Raw genomic sequence first — 19771 nt, forward strand, 5'->3', positions numbered from 1 at the left:
GAGTCTTATCCATTCTTACCTAGCTGTACGCCAATTTGGCGTAGTAAATGAGCGCTTGCCCATACTTTCTGGACCGCAGAGGTTGGTATCCCTTGGGCCACTCGAGAGCTCCTGATTTCTCTGCGCGTTCGACTGCAACAATGGATCCTTCATTCAAAAAGCCGTCCACTCTCAAATTCACGAGGTCCTTATGAAGTTCTGCGTCAGAGACGTCATAAGGTGGATCCACATAGACAATGTCGTAAGTTGTGGGCGGAATTGCTTCCAGGAATTTATGGACGGGCATTGGGTAAAGGTGAAAGGTCCCAGCAGTTTTATTTTTCAAGACCAACTCTGCATTTGTTGCGATTGTTTTGCATGCGCGCTCGTCCTTTTCGACAGCGTGCACAATTGTCGCCCCTCGTGAAAGTGCTTCGAGCCCCATTGCGCCCGAGCCTGCAAAGAGATCGAGAAAATTGAGGTCGAAAAAATCCCCAAACTCGGAGAGTAGAGAAGAGAAGACGCCCTCTCTCGCGCGATCGGATGTGGGACGCGTTGCACCGGCAACGGATGAAAGTACCCGTCCCCTTGCAACTCCCGCAATAATCCTCATGCATCCATCCTACTTTTTACGCCTTATCTATGTAATCCGCTTTCTCATCGGCTTGAAGTATTTTCAACTCGCGCACAAGTGCCGAATAAGAAAGGAGAGATGGCTCTGCATCAACGAGCTCCTGAGCATCATCTCGCGCATGGATAATGAGATCTTCATCTCTGAGCACACGCAACAATCGCAGATGCGAGCGCGTGCCTGATTGGCTGACTCCAAGCACATCTCCCTCCCGCCTCTGTTCAAGGTCTATCCTGGAAAGTTCGAAACCATCGAGCGTGCCAGCAACGGCGTCCAGGCGCATCCGTGCCGAAGATTCGGGTATCGCGTTGGTGATCAGAAGGCAGAGACCTGGTGAAGTACCACGACCCACCCGACCACGTAATTGGTGCAGTTGCGACACACCAAAGCGATCAGCATCCATGATCACCATCACCGTCGCATTTGCAACGTCCACGCCCACTTCAATAACTGTGGTTGAAACAAGCACATCAATTTTACCTTCACTAAAGGCACGCATGGTTTCGTCTTTTACATCGGTTGGAAGTTGGCCGTGAAGAATGGCAAGTCGCAAACCCGCCAATGCTCCTGCATGAAGCATCGGCGCCAATTCTTCGACACAAGTCAATTCGGTAGAAGTGGTGCCAAAGAGGAAATCCATATCCGCATCCGCAGATGTTGTGGCGTTGATCCGCGGAGCAACAATGTAGGCCTGATGCCCCTTCTCGACTTCCTCGCGAATTCTCATCCATGCGCGTTCGACAAAAGCTGGTTTCTCAAGTGCGGCAACGGCATGGGTTATGATGGGCTGTCGACCTTGCGGCAATTCACGTAAGGTCGAAACATCGAGGTCGCCGAAGATCGTCATCGCCACCGTACGTGGAATCGGCGTTGCAGTCATGACAAGTAAATGCGGCGGAAATTGCGCCTTAGCTTTGAGTGCATCGCGTTGTTCTACCCCGAATCGATGCTGCTCATCCACGACGATCAATCCCAAATCCTTAAACTCCACGCTCTCACCTAGCAGTGCGTGGGTCCCGATCACAATGCCCGCGTCACCAGATGCGGCCAGACTTAGTGCCGCTTTGCGCGCAGCAGCGTTCTGCGAGCCTGTAAGCAAGGTGACCTGAGTGGCGTTCTCCGCCCCCTCCAGCATCCCTCCCTGCGCCAGAGGACCAAGCAATGTCTTGATTGTTCGGTAATGCTGTTGGGCAAGAACTTCAGTCGGCGCAAGCAAGGCGGCCTGCCCACCACTATCAACGACCGCCAACATCGCGCGAATCGCCACAACAGTCTTGCCAGATCCCACTTCGCCTTGCAGCAAACGATGCATCGGATGAGGCTGGGCCAAGTCATTTTCGATTTCAGCTATTACTGAGTGCTGACCGGAGGTCAATTTAAATGGAAGGGTCTTGTCAAAAGCTTCGAGTATTCCTCCCAGCCGGGCCGGACGAGCAGTGGCATTGAGTTGGCGAAGTTGGGCTCTTCGTACAACGAGCAACAGCTGCAGAAGAAATGCTTCGTCGAAAGTAAGGCGCTCACGGGCTAATGTGGCTTCTTCCAAATCAGTGGGTTGGTGCACCGCGACAAGGGCTTCTTTGAGCGTTGGGTAGTGATGCTTTATGCGAATCTGCTCTGGAAGGAAATCGGGCACATCATCCAAGGCATCGACTGCGAGTTTCACGCACTGCGCGACTTTCCATGAAGGCATCTTTGCCGTCGCGGAGTAGACCGGAAGATATTTGCCAGCAAATTCTTCGACAGCACTATCAACATCACTTCCATCGGCAATCAATTCGTAATCCGGGTGAGAGAGTTGACGCTTACCGTTGAAGATTCCAACCTTGCCCGCAAAGAGTCCTTGTCGCCCCACCTTGAGTTCGCGTTCACGCCAGGCTTGATTGAAGAAGGTCAGGGAAAGTTTCGATGTGCCGTCTGTGACAACTACTTCAAGAATTGTTCCCTTACGTCCGTGAAGCGGGCGAGCATTTGCGCTAAAGACCTCAGCCAAGATTGTCACCTCATCATCGGCTTTCAACTCCGAAATGTCGGTCAACTCACCTCGAACTGCATACCTGCGTGGATAGTGACGCAAGAGGTCGGCGACGGTCCGTGCACCCAACCCAGATTCGAGCGCTTTGGCAGTGCGATCCCCCACAACGTCGATGAGTTTGGTCTCCAGCGTGGCCATGGAGTCATTCTCTCCTATATTTCAAGCATCGAGATGTACTAACTATTAAGTTGGAAAGTCTGCGTGCCCGCTTCCCATCCCGAGTGAGTAATAACGATCAGTGTCCGACCAAGTGCGAGCACCCGACTTTCGATCCTTGCCGCCAATTCCTGGTCAAGATGCTCAGTCGGCTCGTCCAAGACGAGTATTGGGGCCGGAGAGAGAAGTGCTCGCGCCAGATTGAGTCGCTTAATTTCCCCTCCGGATAACGCTCTGCCCATATCACCAAGAATTGTTTCCAGCCCACTTCCCATTTCAACGAGCAGGGAATCAAGCTCAACTAGTGAGAGAGCTTCCAGGAGTTGCGGATCTGTGGCAAGCGGCGCAGCAATCTTCAAATTCTCGCGCAGAGTTGTATTGAAGATATGCCCACTCTGAATGGCTCCAGATATATGCGATGAAATATCAGCGATTGATCGCAGTTCGTGACCATTAAGCAGTATTTCACCTTCATAGTCGAGCAATCCTAGGAGTGCGAGAACGAGCGTTGACTTGCCACTCCCACTTCGGCCACGAATAACGAGGCAGTCACCACTTTTCACATGAAAAGAAATTGGATCCATAAATTTCTCTTTTTGGTCCCAACTCACACTTACTTTACGGAGAATCAATTCTTCGACATCCGACTTCAGTGTCACCGTCGGCAGAACGTGTTGTGCAACGCCATCAATAAGAGAATCCACCTCATGCCTGGCCAGCAGCAATTTCCCAGCCGTGTATAGGTTCGGATACCACGCTGTGATGGCCTCAAACATGACAAGTGGCAAAAACACCAGCATCGAAATTTGAACCGCCGGAACACTCTCCCCTGCGCTACGCGCAATAAGCGTGAGCCCGACAATTGAGAGCCCAATGAGCGCAGTGGAGACGAATTGGTACAAGCGGGTTACTTTCAGGAGGGTGAGCTCCTCGTGAGTAATCTTTGATTCCGCTTCCTTAGTCCTACCCAGTCGTTCGCTTAAATACCCATACAACTGCGCCTCGGCGATTCCATGTGCGGCTTGCTCTACCGAAGATGCATATTCGCTTTCTAGATCTTCGATTCTACGAGCAATAACTTCCGATGATTTCTTCAACCTCGCCGGAAGAAGGAAGAGAAGCAGTAAGCAGGTCGGGACCGTAATCAAAACAGAGGTGGGATTTATCCAGAGCCCCAGACCCACGCCCACGAGAAGTGAAATGAGGGCGGCAACGTGCGGCAATGTAATTCTCAATTGATATTCCTGGGATCTTTCCACGTCATCGACAATTCGCTTGACGAGTTTGCCCGTCCCCAAATCGCGCACCAGGGCAATGGGATTGGATGCGAATGATTCGTATAGTCGAACGCGTAGATCTGTAAGTTGGTCAAACACTGTCCGGTGACTTGTGAGTCTCTCAAAATATCGCGCAACAGATCGAGAAATACCAAAGAACCGCACACCCACTATGGCCACACCAAGCGTCATTATGGGCGGCGCAAACGAAGCCGTGGTAATCAACCAGGCACTCGTGATGGTAAGACCGAGGCCAGCAATGTACGCACTCGCGCCAAGTAGATACGGGATAGAGCGCTTCACAGTGGGCGCCTCCCAATCTCTCTTATCCTCTCATTTTTTGATGGCAAAGAAAGATCGTGGGTAATGCAGATGACTATTGCGCCATCCCGCGCAGCGCTACGAAGAAGTTCCATCACAACTTTTGCGCTCAGATCATCTAAATCCGCAGTCGGTTCGTCAGCAATAATGACGATGGGTTTTCGAACCAAAGCCCGCGCCACTGCAATTCGACGAACTTGCCCGCCCGAGGCGGCGTGCGAACTTTCACCACCTCTTCCAATATGAGTGTCGAGGCCGTAGGGCAAGTCCTTTAAGGACAAGCCAGCGCTCGTCAATGCGGTCTCTATCTCGCCGTCCGAAATATTGGCATCCAGGAGTGTGAACTGATCCCTCACGCTGCCGCTTGCCAGTTGGGGATTCTGCGGGATCCATCCGATGACCTTCTGCCACTCATCTTGCATTTCGGGAGAAAGTTCGTAAAGTCCGGCAGGATGCTCAATCTTTATCGGCGCATTGAAGGTGACACCCAGGAGATTGAGAGCAAAGGTAGTTTTACCTACTCCTGACTCTCCAATGAGAAAGAGCATCTCCCCTCGTTCGATCCGCGTCGCGGGGATGACCATTTCTTCGACCGCACTGCGCGGTAGTGACCAATCACCCCACGCTATTGATTGCATATCCTTTAAATTGATCTTCTGTGAAACTGGTGAAGGGAGAAGGATCTCTTCAGAGTCAATCGCAGCCAGATTCCGCAATGCGGCGGTACCGTCTTGGGATGCGTGGAAGAGGGATGCCGCGTTTCGTACCGGGAAATACACCTCTGGCGCGAGGATCAGAACCAGAAGGGCCGAGTGAAAGTCAATCGAACCAGAGACAAGTCGCAAACCAATCGAGACTGCCACCACTGCCACGGAGATTGTGGCAACCAACTCCAGCGCGAAAGCTGAGAGGAAGGAGATTCTCAAAACCTTCATGGTCTCATCGGTGTACCGGTTGCCCATCTCTTCAATACGCTTTCCTTGGCTTTGCGTGCGGCCAAAAATCTTCAGTGTGGCAAAGCCGCGCATCGAATCTTCAAAGTACTTTGAGAGTGTTCCTAGGGTGCGCCATTTCTTGTTGACTGCATCCGCCGAATACCGCCCAATGAGAGCACCGAATGCGGGTATGAGTGGCAGGGTCAGCAGGGCAATCAGACCGGCGAGGATGTCTTGCCTAAATATGGCGATCAATACAACGAGTGGAGTGACGGTGGCAAAGATCAATTGGGGAATAAAGCGGCCAATGTAAATGTCCAGACTGTTGAGACCCTTGATCAGCACGTTGCTTAGTTCCGCAGAAGAGTTGAAACTGGCGATGTGCGCAGTGGTTTCACTCCTCAATCCACCTTTGATGCGGGTCGCCTCAGTGCTGCAGTAATAGTCAAATCCTGATTGAAAGAGGGCGCGAAGTAGCCAGAGACTCCCAAGCGCGAAGATATAAGCGGGAACCGATGAGCCTTGTTGGACGATTCGAATGATGATCTCGGATATCAGATAGGCATTTGCCAGAACAATGGCAGACCAAACTAATGCGGCAACACCTATCAAAGGGACGAATCTGCGGCTACGCAATAGAAGTAGCCGCAGTTCCTCAGATTTCACAGGTGCAATGTATCGAGAACTCCTTGCTCTGGACGAGAGATCTGCGCTGCGCTCACGCGCTTTCTAAATACCCAGTACGTCCACCCCTGATAGAGGAGAACAATCGGCGTCATAAGTACCGCGACGATTGTCATGACCTTCAGCGTGTAATCAGTACTCGACGCATTGGTAATCGTGAGGTCAAACTGCGAGCCCCTCGAACTTGGCATGACACGCGGATAGAGCGCGGAAAAGAGTCCGCTGACGAAAGTAGCGATGGCAAGTGATGAGCTAATAAATGCCCAACCCTCTCGCGCCTTTATATTGGCACCAATTCCGATCACCCAGAGAAGGGCAGTAACGACCGAGAGGATAAGGAATTTGGCATTGACACTCTCGAGCATCAGATTGCTCCATAGTAAGAATGCAACTGCAGCCACTGCCGCTACGAGTCCCAACTTCACCGCCAGGCTATGTGCACGCACGCGGATCTCTCCGGCAGTTTTAAGGGCTAGGAAATGAGCGCCATGGGTGAGGAAGACCGTAAGGGTCACGACTCCCCCTAGAAGTGCATATGGGTTGAGTAAATTGAAGAAGCCGCCTACATATTCAATCGAACCTGCTGCGGAACGTTCTAGCGGAACACCTCGCACGATGTTGGCAAAAGCAACGCCCCAGAGAAATGCTGGGATCGCGCTTCCGAAGAAAATTGCGATGTCCCATCGTTTGCGCCACTGGGGATTGCCGTACTTGCTCCGGTATTCGAAGGAAACTCCACGCACAATCAGGGCAACAAGGATGAGAAAGAGCGGGAGATAGAACCCGCTAAATAAAGTCGCATACCACTCCGGAAAGGCCGCGAAGGTTGCTCCACCTGCAACTAGTAACCAGACTTCATTTCCATCCCAGACTGGTCCAAGAGTGGTAAGAACAGCACGTCGATCCGCTTCGTTTTTCGAAACAAATGGAAGAAGAACGCCAACACCAAAATCAAATCCTTCTAAAACAAAGTATCCGATCCAGAGAACTGCAATTAAAAGAAACCATACTGTTTGAAATGTCATTTTATTTCTCCTCTCCTTCTGACCTAGTAGGACATCACTAGTGGGCGTTCATCGGATCCCCCGATGGTGGAAATGTCATGATCGACTTCGGCGCGTGGACCGATCTGAATTGTCTTGAAGATCAACCCGACTTCAATGACGGCGAGAACACCATAAAGAAGGGTAAAAGCAATCATCGTGAAAAGCACCGATCCGGCGGAAACAACCGTACTAACACCATCAGCGGTTTTGATGAGGCCGAAAACCGCCCACGGTTGGCGGGCCGTCTCGGTGAAAATCCAACCAAAGGAAATGGCCAGTAATGGAATGAAAGGAAGGGAAATCATCGCTGGAGCAAACCATCTGCCCCGCGGAACTTGTCCCCTTCTCATCTGCCAGAGAGCAAGAAGTGCAAAAAACACTCCTATAAATCCGAAACCAATCATCAATCTAAATGACCAGTATGCGAGCGGGATATTCGGCTTGTAGTCACCAGGTCCGTATTGACTTTCGTACTTTGCCTGGAGGTCATTGACACCTTCGACAACACCGTTGAAATCTCCTGTCGATAAGAAGGATAGGACGGAGGGAATATCAATCTGGAAAACAGAACGCGAGCCATCGAAACTGCCGATAGTGAGTAACGAGAATGGCGCAGAAGAAGTTGTGTCATAGAGCGCTTCAGCCGCAGCCATCTTCATGGGTTGCTGCTGCGTCATTACTCGTGAAGTAAGATCCCCAGAAATTCCAACGAATATAAAACTGATAACCATTGTTATTAAGCCCAGCTTAAGAGTGCCACGCGACATCTCAACATCTTTTTTCTTAATGATCAGCCAGGCAGAGATACCGGCTATAAATGCGGCGCCACTGAAGGCTGCAGATGGAATTGTGTGGAAGAAGGTGACGAGGGCAGTCTTCTGCGTTAGTACGTCAAAAATATTTGTGAGTTCGGCTCGACCCTTAGTTGCGTTGAGCACGTACCCAACCGGATGTTGCATCCAAGAGTTCGCGGCAAGGATGAAGTAGGCGGAGAAAATCGTCCCGCTTGCTGCCAGCCAAATTGAGGCAAGGTGGAGTTTCTTCGGCAACCTGTCCCAGCCGAAAATCCAAAGCCCAAGGAAAGTGCTCTCCAAGAAGAAGGCAAGCAGACCTTCTATGGCAAGCGGCGCCCCGAAAATATCTCCAACGAATCGGCTGTAGGAAGACCAGTTCATTCCAAATTGAAATTCTTGAACGATTCCCGTGACCACGCCAATGGCAAAGTTGATGAGGAAGAGTTTTCCGAAGAACTTGGTAGCCCTCAGGTACTTGAGTTTCTGCGTCCGAAACCAGGCGGTCTGGAGCCCGGCGACGAGGAAGGCCATACCGATCGTGATCGGGACGAAGAGGAAGTGGTAGACCGTGGTGATTGCGAATTGCCAACGGGCCAGATCGAGCGCGTTCATGCTTCTCTCCTTCTGCCAAAGTATGTGTTTGGAAAGTTACTCTCTACAAGCGTTATTCTTCGGAAAATGGCTTTCCCTTTCGCTCTTCCACGCTGTGGCAACCCTCACGAGAGGAATTTCACGCGTAAACGTGGTGAGTGCTACCGCTTATTTAGCTCCGATTCGCCTCATCTAGGGGGTAGGCGGTAGCCTTACGCCCGTTCAAAAAGGTTCATTTCATGCCCAGAAATATGAAGGAGTACGACGATGGCTGCAAACTGCGATATCTGTGGCAAGGGCCCCAGCTTTGGCAATAACGTCTCGCACTCTCAGGTGAAGACCCGCCGCCGCTGGAATCCAAACATTCAGCGCGTGCGCACCCTGGTTGGTGGCACATCCAAGCGTCAGAATGTCTGCACCTCATGCCTAAAAGCTGGCAAAGTCAGCCGCTAATCTCTTATGTTCCTTCGCTAGTTGAAGTGGGTGAAGCCCTGCGGGGTTTTTGATACACCCACCAGTTCGATCCCAGATCCAGCAATCACCACACCTATTTCATAGGCGGGCAAGTCATGCCCAGTTGCAAGGAATGCATGATCCTCACCGCCTGCGCCAATCCAATCCCAAGTATCGGCGCCGACCGCGTTAGCCAGCGCAGATAGATCCTCGAAGTCAGGATGTTTGGAAAGAAGTGCGGCTTCAATCTGAAATCGCACACCCGATGCATCGGCCATTTGCGCCCCCTGGGTAAGCAGTCCATCACTCGTGTCCGACATCGCGTGTGCACCCTTGAGCGCCACGGCATCTGCATACGGAACTAGCGGAGCTCGGAATTGCGCAAGGGCGCGTTCGACGGCGAGAGCCGGATGGACCGCGCTGACATTCACCTTGTTTGCAAGGAGAAAGAGTCCGGCTGCAGACCAGCCGGGAAGATTAGTGATCACAATTTTGTCGCCAGCGCGTGCACCGGATCGAAGTATCGGCTCTTTAACCTCACCGAAGGCGGTGATGGAAATCGTCACCGCCGGACCACGAACTATGTCGCCTCCAATGATTCGTACATCACATTTTCGCGCCTCGCTTTCGATGCCGTGGGCCAATTCCTTGATCCACGCCATGCTCTCTTCACCAGTGAGGGCGACTGCAACGACTAAGTGTTCGGGTGTCGCTCCCATCGAGTAAATGTCAGCCAAATTTGCCGCAGTTATTTTCATTCCAATTTCTTCTGCAGTGGCCCACTCACGCCGAAAATGAACATTCTCCACAGCCATGTCAGTCGTAATTGCAATTTTGCTAGCAGGAGTTGATACGACCGCAGCATCATCGCCAATACCGACGAGTACTCGAGAATCGGTATGAGTGAAAATGCTCCTTAACTCTTCGATGACCTCGGTTTCAGTAAACTCCACCCCATCAGCCTACGCCGAAAAATGCCCCTGCCGTGGGCCTCAAAAATGCGGTAGCGTCGCCTAGCAGAAAGTTCAACGAAAGGTTGCCCCATGTCAGTACAGGCCTACATCTTGATCCAAACCGAGGTCGGGAAAGCAACAAGTGTCGCGCACGCAGTCTCTGCAATTTCTGGAGTAACGCTCGCCGAAGGTGTCACGGGTCCATACGACGTCATCATGCGCGCTGAGGCGCCCAGCATGGAAGAGTTCGGCCGAGTTATTTTGTCAAAAGTCCAAGCTGTTGCAGGTATTACTCGCACATTGACCTGCCCGGTAACTAGTTATTAGGACTTCCCCAATCACCCAAGTTTAAGGATCGTCCCTAATTACATCTGCAGTTACCAGTTAATTACCTAGTACCCCGTTTTTGCGCGTAAGCGCACCCTTAATCAGTTCGTGAATTATTTGTGAATAGGTCACGCCTCTTTCGGCCCAGAGAGTTGGGAAAACCGAAGTCGGTGTAAACCCCGGCATCGTGTTCAATTCATTTATCACGACTTGTCCATCGGGGCGATAAAAGAAATCCACCCGCGCAAGACCAGAGCAACCAAGTGATGTGAAAGCCAGGGCCGCCAGGCGTTGTATTTCCTGAATTGCTTCTGCAGGAATATTGGCCGGGACCTGAGCGCTTGTTCCATCATCTAAATACTTGGCTTGGAAATCGTAGAACTCAAATCTCTTATCGATAATGATTTCACCCGGCAGTGATGTCTTCACTTCGCCATCAATTTCCAGGACCGCGCACTCAACCTCGATACCTGGCACCATCTCCTCAATCATGGCTTTGCGGTCATATTTATGTGCTTCGTCGATCGCGGCGGAGAGTGCAGCAACAGATTTAACTTTAGTAGTGCCACGACTCGAACCACCGCGCGCGGGCTTTACAAAAAGTGGATAACTAAACCCAGTGAGCAAAGTTTCACAAGCGACACGATTGTCTCTCCATTGTTCGGTGGTAATCACCGTTCCTTCCGCAACCTTCATTCCGTGCGCGCTAAAGACTATTTTTGCGAAAGACTTATCCATTCCTGCCGCCGATGCAAGGACACCGCTTCCGACGTATGGAATATTCGCAATTTCGCAGAACCCTTGAATCGTTCCGTCTTCTCCGTAAGGCCCGTGCAACATGGGGAAAATCAAATCTAGATGAAGTGGTTTTCCGTTCGCCGAGAAACCAGAAATATCTGTATTTACCTTTACCCCGTCTTCCGGAACTGTTGGCAGTACTCCATCCACGATTGCCAGTGGATACTCGGCAGGGATCAGAACCCAGCGTCCTGCGGTTCGAGTAATTCCGATGACAACTGGCTCATATCGTTCGCGGTCTAGCGCAGCGAGAATTCCTCCAGTCGAGATGCAAGATATTTCGTGTTCGCTGCTGCGGCCCCCACATAGAATTCCGACGACTATTTTGTTCATTGAATAAAATTCTCTGAATGTATGCTGATCTCCATCAATCGCTCGAGAGCCTGCGCCGGTGAAATAACACCAGCAACGACATCTGCCACTGCTTCAATCACTGGAACCTCCACTCCCACCCGGTGAGCCAATTCGACGACTGCACCTGCAGAGGCTACGCCCTCGACTGTTCGTGGCTCATGAGCAATCGCGTATGCCATTGTCCCGCCGCGACCCAACGCTTCACCAAATGCTCGATTGCGTGAGAGCGGCGATGAGCAGGAGGCAACGAGATCGCCCATGCCGGCAAGTCCCGCGGCACTGAGTGGATCGGCGCCATGCGCCGCGCCAAGTCGGGCAACCTCATTGAGTCCGCGCGTGATCAACATAGCCTGGGTGTTCTCGCCCAACTCCAAACCGACTGCCATTCCAACACCTAGTGCAATGACGCTTTTCACCGCACCTGCCAGCTCGCAGCCAATGACGTCCACGGATGTGTAAACGCGGTAGTAAGGAGTAGAGAAAAGATTTTGAATGTGGTGGGCCAATTCCGTCGTGGAGGCAGCCGCAACAGCTCCGGCGGGCTGACGCAGCACAAGTTCGCTCGAAAGGTTTGGGCCCGTAATGATCGCAATACTTGAAGGTTTAATATCTAAAACTTCTGCAATAACTTCAGTCATGCGCATATGGGTCGATACTTCAATTCCTTTGAGAGTGCTGATGATTGTGGCATCGGAGCCAATTGCGCTACGCCACTCCTCCAAGCAAGGGCGCAAACTCTGGGCTGGGATGGCCAGAACATAGGTCTTCGAGTGGGCAAAGGCCTCGTTGATATTGTGGGTGGCACGCAGCAGCGCCGGCAAGATAATGCCGGGCAAATAGCCAGTGTTGGTGTGGAATTGGTTGATCTCCTGAACAACGGCCGGGTTGCGCCCCCAGAGCAGAACATTATTGCCCGCATCCGCAAGTACCTGTGCCAGTGTGGTTCCCCATGATCCGGCGCCTATAACAGTTATCTGACTCATGCCTTCTTTGCCTTCTTAAAGTTGCCGGTTCGGGGTAACCCTGCCGCACGTGAATCCAAGGGAATCTGCGGTGCACTCTCCCCGCGAATCTCCTCCAACATTGTCGCGAGGGCTCTCATGATGAATGCCGTTGCTTCAATGAGTGCATTCTGATCTTCGGCTTTGCCATACCAGGGTGAGAGGTCAAGTGCTTTTCCAGCATGCATGGTTACTTTCGTTCGGGGCCAGAAATGCACTCGCTTGCTATAACGGGGCAACACTTTCTGCGGACCCCATGCTGCCACGGGTATGACTGGCGCCTGCGTGAGAATGGCCAGCCGAGCAGCACCGGTCTTTGCAACCATTGGCCAAAGATTCTCATCTCTAGTCAGGGTTCCCTCCGGATAAATTCCGATCAAATGGCCCGCTCGGATTGCGGCAATGGCGCTGTCGAGAGCTCTGCCCGCTTGCGCAGTCTCTCTATCTACAGGGATCTGTCCGGCGGCGTGAAGAATCCGACCAATGACTGGGAGATTAAAGACTGATCTTTTACCAATGAACCGTGGCGCCCTGCCATTGACGTAGAGAAATTGCGCGAGGAATAGAACGTCGGCATAGGACATGTGATTGCTAATGACGATGGCTGGACCTGTCTGGGGAATATTTTCCTGGCCCTGCCAATCCCTTTTTGTAAAAGCACTCAGGATCGGAATACCAATGCGTGTACAAATTTTAAAGGCACGGTTGGTGCCTAGTGGATAGCCAACTGGAGATGGGTATGTGAGTGCGTGCACCCCGTAAGAGTACTGGTTGCCCATCACTTTACCTTCAGAACAAAATGACCTGAAAAAAGAACGGGACCGACCAAATGGTCAGTCCCGCCCTCAATATCCTCAAATCAGAAATGAGAAGTTACTTCTTTTTTGCAACTTTCTTTGCTGCTTTCTTAGGAGCAACTTTCTTAGCGACCTTCTTTGGGGCTGCTTTCTTAGCGACCTTCTTGGCTGCTTTCTTAGGAGCAACTTTCTTAGCGGCCTTCTTTGGGGCAGCCTTCACAACTGGCTTTGCCACAACTTTTGGAACTGGCTTTGGAGCTGGCTCAAGTTTGCGAGCACCCGAAATAACTTCTTTCAGACCCTTTGCCGGCAAGAAGCGTGGCTTCTTGCTTGCCTTGATCTGAATGGTCTCACCGGTAAATGGGTTACGACCCTTACGTGCCTTGCGGTCAACCTTCTTGAACTTGCCGAAGTCGTTGATCATTACGTCTTCGCCTTTTGCCAAGTTGCGAGTGATCGCGTCAAAAACGATATCAACAGCGTGTGCTGCTTCCTTCTTGCTGTCGTTGAAGTGTGGGGTCAACGAGGCAATGAATTGGGCCTTATTCATCAAATTCCCCTTATATTTACGCGTAAATGTTAAGCAATTGCTTAACATAGTTGGAAATTTACGCACTATTTCAAAATGAGTCCACCATTAAAGACGCGTGTCGCACTTATTTATTTCTATGAGTTGCACTCTTTGAGAGCAAAATATGTTGATATTCACTGCTTTTTTCACCTCAAAGAGTCCAGAAATGTCTCAATAAATGGTAGAGACTTTCTAGCGAGCTGGCTGAGTCGCGGGCTTGAATGCTGGACGGGTCTTTTCGAAGATATCGATCGAGTCAGTCTGCTTCAATGTGAGCCCAATATCGTCCAAACCTTCCATCAAACGCCAGCGGGTGTAGTCATCTATCGCGAATGGGATGACAAAGGATGAACTGGCAGATTTGTAGGAGACGGTCCGTTTTTCAAGGTTCACTTCGATTGGCAGCGCAGGTTGCGCTTCAATTGCATCCCAGAGTGCTTCCACCTGCTCTTGCGGAAGAATAATCGTGAGAAGTCCACCTTTTGCGCTGTTACCTTTGAAGATGTCGGCAAAGCGGGGTGAGATGACAACTTTAATGCCGTAATTCTGGAGCGCCCAGACGGCATGTTCGCGCGAAGATCCGGTTCCAAAATCGGCACCAGCAACCAAAATTGAGCCATTTTTGAAGGCTTCCTTATTGAGAACGAACTCTGGATCCTTGCGCCACGCGGCAAATAAGCCATCTTCATATCCCGAACGGGTGATGCGCTTGAGGTAAACCGCAGGAATGATCTGATCTGTATCTACATTACTTCGGCGTAGCGGAACGCCCGTACCGATGTGAGTGACGAATTTATCCATGATTCTCGCGCCTTCCTACAGATCTGCCGGTGATGAAAGAGTTCCACGTAGCGCAGTTGCTGCAGCTACCTGCGGGCTCACCAAGTGAGTCCGACCGCCCTTACCTTGGCGGCCTTCAAAATTGCGATTGCTGGTGGATGCAGAGCGCTCCCCCGGAGCAAGTTGATCAGGATTCATGCCCAGACACATCGAGCAGCCTGCGTTGCGCCACTCTGCACCAGCATTAATAAATATTTGATCCAGTCCTTCTGCTTCGGCCTGCAGGCGGACTCGCGCCGAGCCAGGAACGACCAACATTCGCAGGGTCGAAGCTATCTTTTTGCCATCCAAAATTGCCGCTGCATTTCGCAGGTCCTCTATGCGTCCGTTGGTGCATGAACCTAGGAAAACCGTGTCAATGGAGATGTTTTTAAGTGGTGTGCCTGCTTTGAGATCCATGTAGACAAGGGCACGCTCGGCTGCGCCTCTCTCCTCAGCATCAGTTATCAATGCAGGATCTGGAACAACGCTGGTGAGTGGTGCACCTTGGGCGGGGTTGGTTCCCCACGTGACGAATGGCGCCAATTCATTGGCATTGATGGTGATTTCGACATCAAATTTCGCATCCGCATCAGTGAAAAGAGTGCCCCAGTAGGCAAGGGCCTCATCCCAATTCTGCGGTGCATGTGGTTTTCCCTGGATGTAGGCAAAAGTTTTCTCATCCGGTGCAATTAGACCCGCACGAGCGCCGGCTTCGATCGACATATTGCACACCGTCATGCGGCCTTCCATGGAAAGCGCACGAATGGCACTTCCCCGGTATTCGATGACATAGCCCTGTCCGCCGCCGGTTCCAATCTGAGCGATGAGCGCCAAGATAATGTCTTTGGCGGCAACACCCGGCGGTAATTCACCTTCGACATTGATGGCCATGGTTTCTGGACGAACGAGTGGCAATGTTTGGGTAGCCAGAACATGTTCGACCTCGCTAGTTCCAATACCAAAGGCCAGCGCTCCGAAAGCTCCATGGGTGGAGGTATGTGAGTCGCCACAGACAATTGTCATACCTGGTTGAGTCAGTCCTAGTTGTGGTCCAACGACGTGAACAATTCCCTGATCAATATCCCCCAGAGAGTGAATTCGCACTCCAAAGTCGGCACAGTTTTTTCGAAGCGTATCTACTTGAAGTTTGGAGACTGGGTCGGCAATCGGGCGATCAATATTCTGGGTCGGAGTGTTGTGATCCTCGGTTGCAATCGTGAGGTCCGGGCGGCGTACTTTCCTGCCTGCCAGTCGGAGACCGTCAAATGCCTGTGCGCTCGTTACCTCATGAATCAGGTGGAGATCTATGTAAAGGAGATCCGGTTCACCTTCTACGCTACGAACTAGGTGCTCCTGCCAGATTTTCTCCGCCAATGTCTTCCCGGCTATGTCGCTCGCCATTTGATCTCTCCTACCCCACCAATTTTGCATCTCACACATTGAGATGTTAATATTGCATCGTGGACAGAAAGAATAGCGGAGTTGGTGTATTAGATAAAGCCGTAGCAATTCTTACGACCTTGGAATCGGGACCCCATTCCCTGGCAGAACTTGTAGCAGCAACCGGAATCGCGCGTCCGACGGCACATCGCCTAGCAGTTGCACTTGAATTTCATCGCCTTGTCACGCGCGACTTAAGTGGTCGTTTTGTGCTCGGTCCCCGCTCTGGCGAACTTGCCGCCGCTGCCGGGGAAGATCGCCTCCTCGCTGCGGCCGCGCCTGCCCTTACCTCGCTTCGTGACGCAACTGGAGAAAGTGCCCAGTTGTACCGACGCCAAGGTGACCTGCGGATCTGCGTTGCAGTCGCCGAACGCGTATCTGGTCTGCGCGACTCAGTTCCAATTGGAGCCGCTTTAACAATGCAAGCGGGCTCTGCTGCGCAGGTGCTACTTGCATGGGAGGATTCGGATCGCATCCACCGTGGACTTACAAATGCACGATTTACCGCTGCACAATTGGCAGCGGTTCGCCGTCGCGGGTGGGCACAGAGCATGGGAGAACGCGAAGCTGGAGTGGCTTCCGTTTCTGCACCGGTGCGCGGTCCAAATGGAAAAGTTATTGCGGCTGTCAGTATCAGCGGTCCGATTGAACGCCTGGGAAGACAACCCGGTCGTCTGCATGCAGCAGTTGTTGCGGCTACTGCGGCAAGACTTTCCGAACATTTAGAAAATTCAAATAAGCCTTAAGGCATCGGCACCACCAAAGTAATTTTTGCACCTCGGCCTGGTTTACTTTCGATAATCAGCGACCCTTTCAACAATTTCGTTCGCTCGTCCATGCCGCGTAAACCCAACCCAGTCTCCGTTGGGGGACCAAGTGATGACATTCCTTGTCCATTGTCAGCAATAGAAACCACCAGATTGCCACTACCAAAATTAATCTCCACGTTCACTTGAGTGGCTCTCGCGTGATGTTCAACATTATGCAGCGCCTCTTGCACGACTCTGAAAATAGGAAGCTCGAGACGCTCATCTAGTCTTTGGCGAGGGCCATGCACACGAAGGTCGACAACTACACCAGAGCGACTTTGCAGATCCGCCACCAACCATTCGATAGCGTCGATGAGGCCAAGGTCATCTAGCAATGAGGGGCGTAGATCCCTACAGAAGCGCCGCACGCTCGACATCGTGCTACTGAGAATCTCTTGTACCCGGAGCAACCGATTCTCTGCACCGACGAGATTCTCGCTTGAAGTGACCATTCCAATTTCAGTTATTGCGGTCGCTAGCGACTGCAAGGTGTCGTCGTGGAGTTCACGTGATAAACGCTTTCGCTCTCTCTCTTGAGCCTCCGTTGCCAGACCAATATAGATTTCTAGATTCTCTTTTGCTTTTAGAAGTCTCACATTTGCTTCTTGGGCTTGCCCTGCCGCGAGATTTTCTCGCTCCACGCGATTAGCCACGATCATGGCGATTACGCCAATAATTCCGAACTGGATCACAATGCCTAGGCGAGTAGTGGATTGATGTGAAATTATCTCGGGGATCCACAAAAGCAGCGCCCAGGCGAAAGTTGGTCCCGCGCCCCTGCGTCCAAAATTAAGTGCAGCATAAACAACCGGAACAAGGAATGGCGAGACGGAGAGAATATATAACTCGGAATCAGTGACCAATAGAGCAGATTTTTCCAGGAGTATGTGGCTGACATCTACTACTAAGACAAGGGCTTGAATGATCCAAAATCGATGGTCTTTGTATGGAATCCCCATCTTCCCAATCCAATTTCTCATCCTTGTGACGAAAGAAGAAGTTTTCAATGAACTCATTACTTTTCTTTTTCGGTTAACTGGATCAAGTGGTGCAGCACAGCGTGTGTGACTGCTTCAGTTCGCGAAGAGACTCCCAGTTTTTCGAAAACATTGCGCATATGCGCTTCAACAGTCCGAATGCTCAAGAAGAGTTCTTTTGCGATGTTCTTATTTGTCAGGCCTCTTGCAGCAAGCTGTAGGACCTGCAATTCGCGATCACTCATCCCGTTAACGGAGTGTGAAGGCTCCGAAATCCGAGAAAGTACACTCCTGGCAACCGTGGCGGAGAGGGCAGATCCCCCATTAGAGACTTTAATAACCGCATCCCTCAATTCACTCTCTTCTACGGTCTTGAGTAGATAGCCGCTAGCCCCCGCTTGCAGGGCTGCATTGACATACTGATCGTCGTCATAGACCGAGAGAATAATGATCTCGATTTCGGGAAAATCATTACTAATCTTCTGTGTGGCCTCGATACCGGTCATTCCGGGCATTGCGATATCCATCAAAATTACTTGAGGGCGCAATTTTGCTGCCATTTCGTATGCTTGAAAGCCATCGCTACCCTCACCCACGACAGTTATCAGACCATCAACCGTCTTGAGTCGCTCGCAAATACCCGCACGAAAAATCGGATGGTCATCCACGACGAGGACTCGGATGCCCATTGTCCCCTCTTGCGTATCGCTCATCGAGCCGATTCCCCTTAGCCATCTTCACTTCTAGAAATAGCACATTCCGAGTCAGTGACCCAAGCCAGTGATCTTGCCTAGCAATTGATGCTACACCCGAGATATTAGCGCCATCGCTAACAAAATCAGTAGGTGTTATCGCCGAGTAGGTGCGAGCGAATTGCCGATGTGTCGCGGATACCCGCCCCTCAATACTTTGAGAGTGTGAAACCACAAATAGATCAACCAACTAGAAAGAGGAGATCATGTCTAAAACAATTGGCCGCGGGCGGAATGGCTATTCCAAGCGGGCCACCTTGAGTGCAGTAGCGCTAACCGCTGCAGCACTCCTCACGCTTACCGCCTGCGGAGGTGGAACCGAAGATGTCGCGTCGGACACTCCCACCGATACCGCGATCACCTTAGTCGAAGCTCTTCCAGCCGGCCAATGGATTTCCAATAGCGGAGATTTTAAAGAGGCCGCGAATTGGGACGTAGCAGAGACTGTAACAATTGACCTTGGCGATGGAGTCATCACACCTTCCAACCTTGAACTTGTTGCAGGCATGCCATATGTCATTGAAATTTCAAATTCAGACACCGTCGAACATGGCTTCTCGGCTCTGGACTTTATGCGCGCCTCAGCAGTCCGTAAAGTTGAATCCGCAAGCGCTGAAATCAAGGTAACTCTCTTTAAAGATATCTACGTACTACCTGGAAAAATGATGGAACTCTTTGTCGTTCCCGTCATGCCCGGAGTCACTGCAATGGAAGGTCTTACAGATGGCGTGGCGGTTTCCGGCATGACTGGCACAATCTCAGTAACCGGAGATGTACCTACAACTCCAAAACCCGTCATTGATCCACTCAGTACGGTCGGAGAAGTAGCCGGTGCTGCGGGTCTGATTGAAGCTGCGAAAGCAACGTGGAGTACAGACGCAGCTGCGGTGACAGTTGAAATGATGGATAACGGTGATGCCCACTTCTTCAAGCCAAAAGTCATCGAATTGAAGCTCAATCAACCAGTCACTCTCACCTTCGCCAACAACGGAAATATCCTGCACGTTTTCGATACTCCAGATTTCCTAGACACATGCGCATTCTGGAAAATTGTTAACGCCGAAGGCACCGTCTTTGGTGGGAAGGCACGCCCCGCAGATCTCGAAGCTGGCGGTGCCTCGAATCTGTACATCATTCCTACCAAGGCTGGAACCTACACCTTGGGCGATGAAGCACCTGAGATGGCAAGCATGAAAGCAACAATCGTCGTTAAGTAGTCACAGTAAGCCTCTTGAGGGGCAGCGAACCTGCCCCTCAAGAACTTAACGATT

19 protein-coding genes are annotated in these 19771 nt (G+C 51.4%); 4 read left to right on the forward strand and 15 right to left on the reverse strand.

Going from position 1 to position 19771, the window contains the following annotated elements; all coding sequences use genetic code 11:
- Positions 1–19: 19 nt before the first annotated feature.
- From rsmD to VMW30_07200, 6 genes are read right to left on the reverse strand one after another with little or no spacing between them, the layout of a single operon-like run.
- On the reverse strand, positions 20–592 hold the full coding sequence (gene rsmD, locus VMW30_07175; GenBank protein HUW88139.1) for a 16S rRNA (guanine(966)-N(2))-methyltransferase RsmD: 573 nt from the start codon (positions 590–592) through the stop codon (positions 20–22).
- 16 nt (positions 593–608) lie between these two features.
- Complete coding sequence (gene recG / locus VMW30_07180) at positions 609–2780, reverse strand: ATP-dependent DNA helicase RecG (protein HUW88140.1); 2172 nt, start codon at positions 2778–2780, stop codon at positions 609–611.
- A 38-nt stretch (positions 2781–2818) separates the two neighbouring features.
- Positions 2819–4378 (reverse strand): thiol reductant ABC exporter subunit CydC, encoded by a 1560-nt coding sequence (gene cydC / locus VMW30_07185; protein ID HUW88141.1) that lies wholly within the window; start codon positions 4376–4378, stop codon positions 2819–2821.
- A complete protein-coding gene (locus VMW30_07190; protein HUW88142.1) occupies positions 4375–5997 on the reverse strand; it encodes an ABC transporter transmembrane domain-containing protein in 1623 nt (540 codons plus the stop codon). Before VMW30_07190 ends, cydC begins: the two co-directional genes overlap by 4 nt.
- Complete coding sequence (cydB, locus tag VMW30_07195) at positions 5994–7040, reverse strand: cytochrome d ubiquinol oxidase subunit II (GenBank protein ID HUW88143.1); 1047 nt, start codon at positions 7038–7040, stop codon at positions 5994–5996. The genes VMW30_07190 and cydB overlap by 4 nt, the downstream gene beginning before the upstream one ends.
- A 23-nt stretch (positions 7041–7063) precedes the next feature.
- Positions 7064–8467 (reverse strand): cytochrome ubiquinol oxidase subunit I, encoded by a 1404-nt coding sequence (locus VMW30_07200; GenBank protein HUW88144.1) that lies wholly within the window; start codon positions 8465–8467, stop codon positions 7064–7066.
- A 246-nt stretch (positions 8468–8713) separates the two neighbouring features.
- Between VMW30_07200 and rpmB the strand changes: the two genes are divergently transcribed.
- A complete protein-coding gene (gene rpmB, locus VMW30_07205; protein HUW88145.1) occupies positions 8714–8899 on the forward strand; it encodes a 50S ribosomal protein L28 in 186 nt (61 codons plus the stop codon).
- A 17-nt stretch (positions 8900–8916) separates the two neighbouring features.
- Here rpmB and thiL read toward each other — a convergent pair whose 3' ends face one another.
- Positions 8917–9852, reverse strand: a complete 936-nt coding sequence (thiL, locus tag VMW30_07210; GenBank protein ID HUW88146.1) for a thiamine-phosphate kinase — start codon at positions 9850–9852, stop codon at positions 8917–8919.
- 90 nt (positions 9853–9942) lie between these two features.
- On the opposite strand from thiL, the gene VMW30_07215 reads away from it, so the two are divergent.
- Positions 9943–10179 (forward strand): Lrp/AsnC ligand binding domain-containing protein, encoded by a 237-nt coding sequence (locus tag VMW30_07215; GenBank protein ID HUW88147.1) that lies wholly within the window; start codon positions 9943–9945, stop codon positions 10177–10179.
- 57 nt (positions 10180–10236) lie between these two features.
- Here VMW30_07215 and VMW30_07220 read toward each other — a convergent pair whose 3' ends face one another.
- The 6 genes from VMW30_07220 to leuC all read right to left on the reverse strand — a co-directional run bounded on the left by VMW30_07220 (position 10237) and on the right by leuC (position 15923).
- On the reverse strand, positions 10237–11310 hold the full coding sequence (locus VMW30_07220) for a D-alanine--D-alanine ligase family protein (protein ID HUW88148.1): 1074 nt from the start codon (positions 11308–11310) through the stop codon (positions 10237–10239).
- Positions 11307–12314, reverse strand: a complete 1008-nt coding sequence (locus tag VMW30_07225; protein HUW88149.1) for an NAD(P)H-dependent glycerol-3-phosphate dehydrogenase — start codon at positions 12312–12314, stop codon at positions 11307–11309. The genes VMW30_07220 and VMW30_07225 overlap by 4 nt, the downstream gene beginning before the upstream one ends.
- The gene (locus tag VMW30_07230) at positions 12311–13087 is read right to left on the reverse strand and encodes a lysophospholipid acyltransferase family protein (GenBank protein ID HUW88150.1); all 777 of its coding nucleotides are present in this window, start codon (positions 13085–13087) and stop codon (positions 12311–12313) included. Before VMW30_07230 ends, VMW30_07225 begins: the two co-directional genes overlap by 4 nt.
- A gap of 118 nt (positions 13088–13205) precedes the next feature.
- Positions 13206–13679 (reverse strand): HU family DNA-binding protein, encoded by a 474-nt coding sequence (locus tag VMW30_07235; GenBank protein ID HUW88151.1) that lies wholly within the window; start codon positions 13677–13679, stop codon positions 13206–13208.
- A 213-nt stretch (positions 13680–13892) separates the two neighbouring features.
- The gene (leuD, locus tag VMW30_07240; protein ID HUW88152.1) at positions 13893–14501 is read right to left on the reverse strand and encodes a 3-isopropylmalate dehydratase small subunit; all 609 of its coding nucleotides are present in this window, start codon (positions 14499–14501) and stop codon (positions 13893–13895) included.
- Between the two features lie 15 nt (positions 14502–14516).
- Positions 14517–15923 carry a 3-isopropylmalate dehydratase large subunit gene (gene leuC, locus VMW30_07245; GenBank protein ID HUW88153.1) on the reverse strand — a complete coding sequence of 469 codons (1407 nt, stop codon included), beginning with the start codon at positions 15921–15923 and terminating at the stop codon, positions 14517–14519.
- A 59-nt stretch (positions 15924–15982) separates the two neighbouring features.
- Between leuC and VMW30_07250 the strand changes: the two genes are divergently transcribed.
- Positions 15983–16708, forward strand: coding sequence for an IclR family transcriptional regulator (locus tag VMW30_07250; protein ID HUW88154.1), 726 nt, complete (start codon positions 15983–15985; stop codon positions 16706–16708).
- Here the strand turns inward: VMW30_07250 and VMW30_07255 are convergent.
- Positions 16705–17787, reverse strand: a complete 1083-nt coding sequence (locus VMW30_07255; GenBank protein ID HUW88155.1) for a sensor histidine kinase — start codon at positions 17785–17787, stop codon at positions 16705–16707. The two genes, VMW30_07250 and VMW30_07255, sit on opposite strands and share 4 nt — an antisense overlap.
- Positions 17787–18461, reverse strand: a complete 675-nt coding sequence (locus VMW30_07260; protein HUW88156.1) for a response regulator transcription factor — start codon at positions 18459–18461, stop codon at positions 17787–17789. Before VMW30_07260 ends, VMW30_07255 begins: the two co-directional genes overlap by 1 nt.
- A gap of 245 nt (positions 18462–18706) precedes the next feature.
- Here VMW30_07260 and VMW30_07265 point away from each other — a divergent pair, with 245 nt between their 5' ends.
- Positions 18707–19717: a hypothetical protein gene (locus tag VMW30_07265; protein ID HUW88157.1), complete on the forward strand. Its 1011-nt coding sequence runs from the start codon at positions 18707–18709 to the stop codon at positions 19715–19717.
- Positions 19718–19771: the final 54 nt, after the last annotated feature.

The organism is Candidatus Paceibacterota bacterium, assembly GCA_035530615.1.
Taxonomy (GTDB): domain Bacteria; phylum Actinomycetota; class Actinomycetes; order Nanopelagicales; family Nanopelagicaceae; genus QYPT01.

Coding starts and splice junctions, on each gene's coding strand:
- rsmD (HUW88139.1), bottom strand. CDS start 592: ATGAGGATTATTGCGGGAGTTGCAAGGGGACGGGTACTTTCATCCGTT.
- recG (HUW88140.1), bottom strand. CDS start 2,780: ATGGCCACGCTGGAGACCAAACTCATCGACGTTGTGGGGGATCGCACT.
- cydB (HUW88143.1), bottom strand. CDS start 7,040: ATGACATTTCAAACAGTATGGTTTCTTTTAATTGCAGTTCTCTGGATC.
- VMW30_07200 (HUW88144.1), bottom strand. CDS start 8,467: ATGAACGCGCTCGATCTGGCCCGTTGGCAATTCGCAATCACCACGGTC.
- rpmB (HUW88145.1), top strand. CDS start 8,714: ATGGCTGCAAACTGCGATATCTGTGGCAAGGGCCCCAGCTTTGGCAAT.
- VMW30_07215 (HUW88147.1), top strand. CDS start 9,943: ATGTCAGTACAGGCCTACATCTTGATCCAAACCGAGGTCGGGAAAGCA.
- VMW30_07220 (HUW88148.1), bottom strand. CDS start 11,310: ATGAACAAAATAGTCGTCGGAATTCTATGTGGGGGCCGCAGCAGCGAA.
- VMW30_07225 (HUW88149.1), bottom strand. CDS start 12,314: ATGAGTCAGATAACTGTTATAGGCGCCGGATCATGGGGAACCACACTG.
- VMW30_07235 (HUW88151.1), bottom strand. CDS start 13,679: ATGAATAAGGCCCAATTCATTGCCTCGTTGACCCCACACTTCAACGAC.
- leuD (HUW88152.1), bottom strand. CDS start 14,501: ATGGATAAATTCGTCACTCACATCGGTACGGGCGTTCCGCTACGCCGA.
- leuC (HUW88153.1), bottom strand. CDS start 15,923: ATGGCGAGCGACATAGCCGGGAAGACATTGGCGGAGAAAATCTGGCAG.
- VMW30_07255 (HUW88155.1), bottom strand. CDS start 17,787: ATGAGTTCATTGAAAACTTCTTCTTTCGTCACAAGGATGAGAAATTGG.
- VMW30_07260 (HUW88156.1), bottom strand. CDS start 18,461: ATGAGCGATACGCAAGAGGGGACAATGGGCATCCGAGTCCTCGTCGTG.
- VMW30_07265 (HUW88157.1), top strand. CDS start 18,707: ATGTCTAAAACAATTGGCCGCGGGCGGAATGGCTATTCCAAGCGGGCC.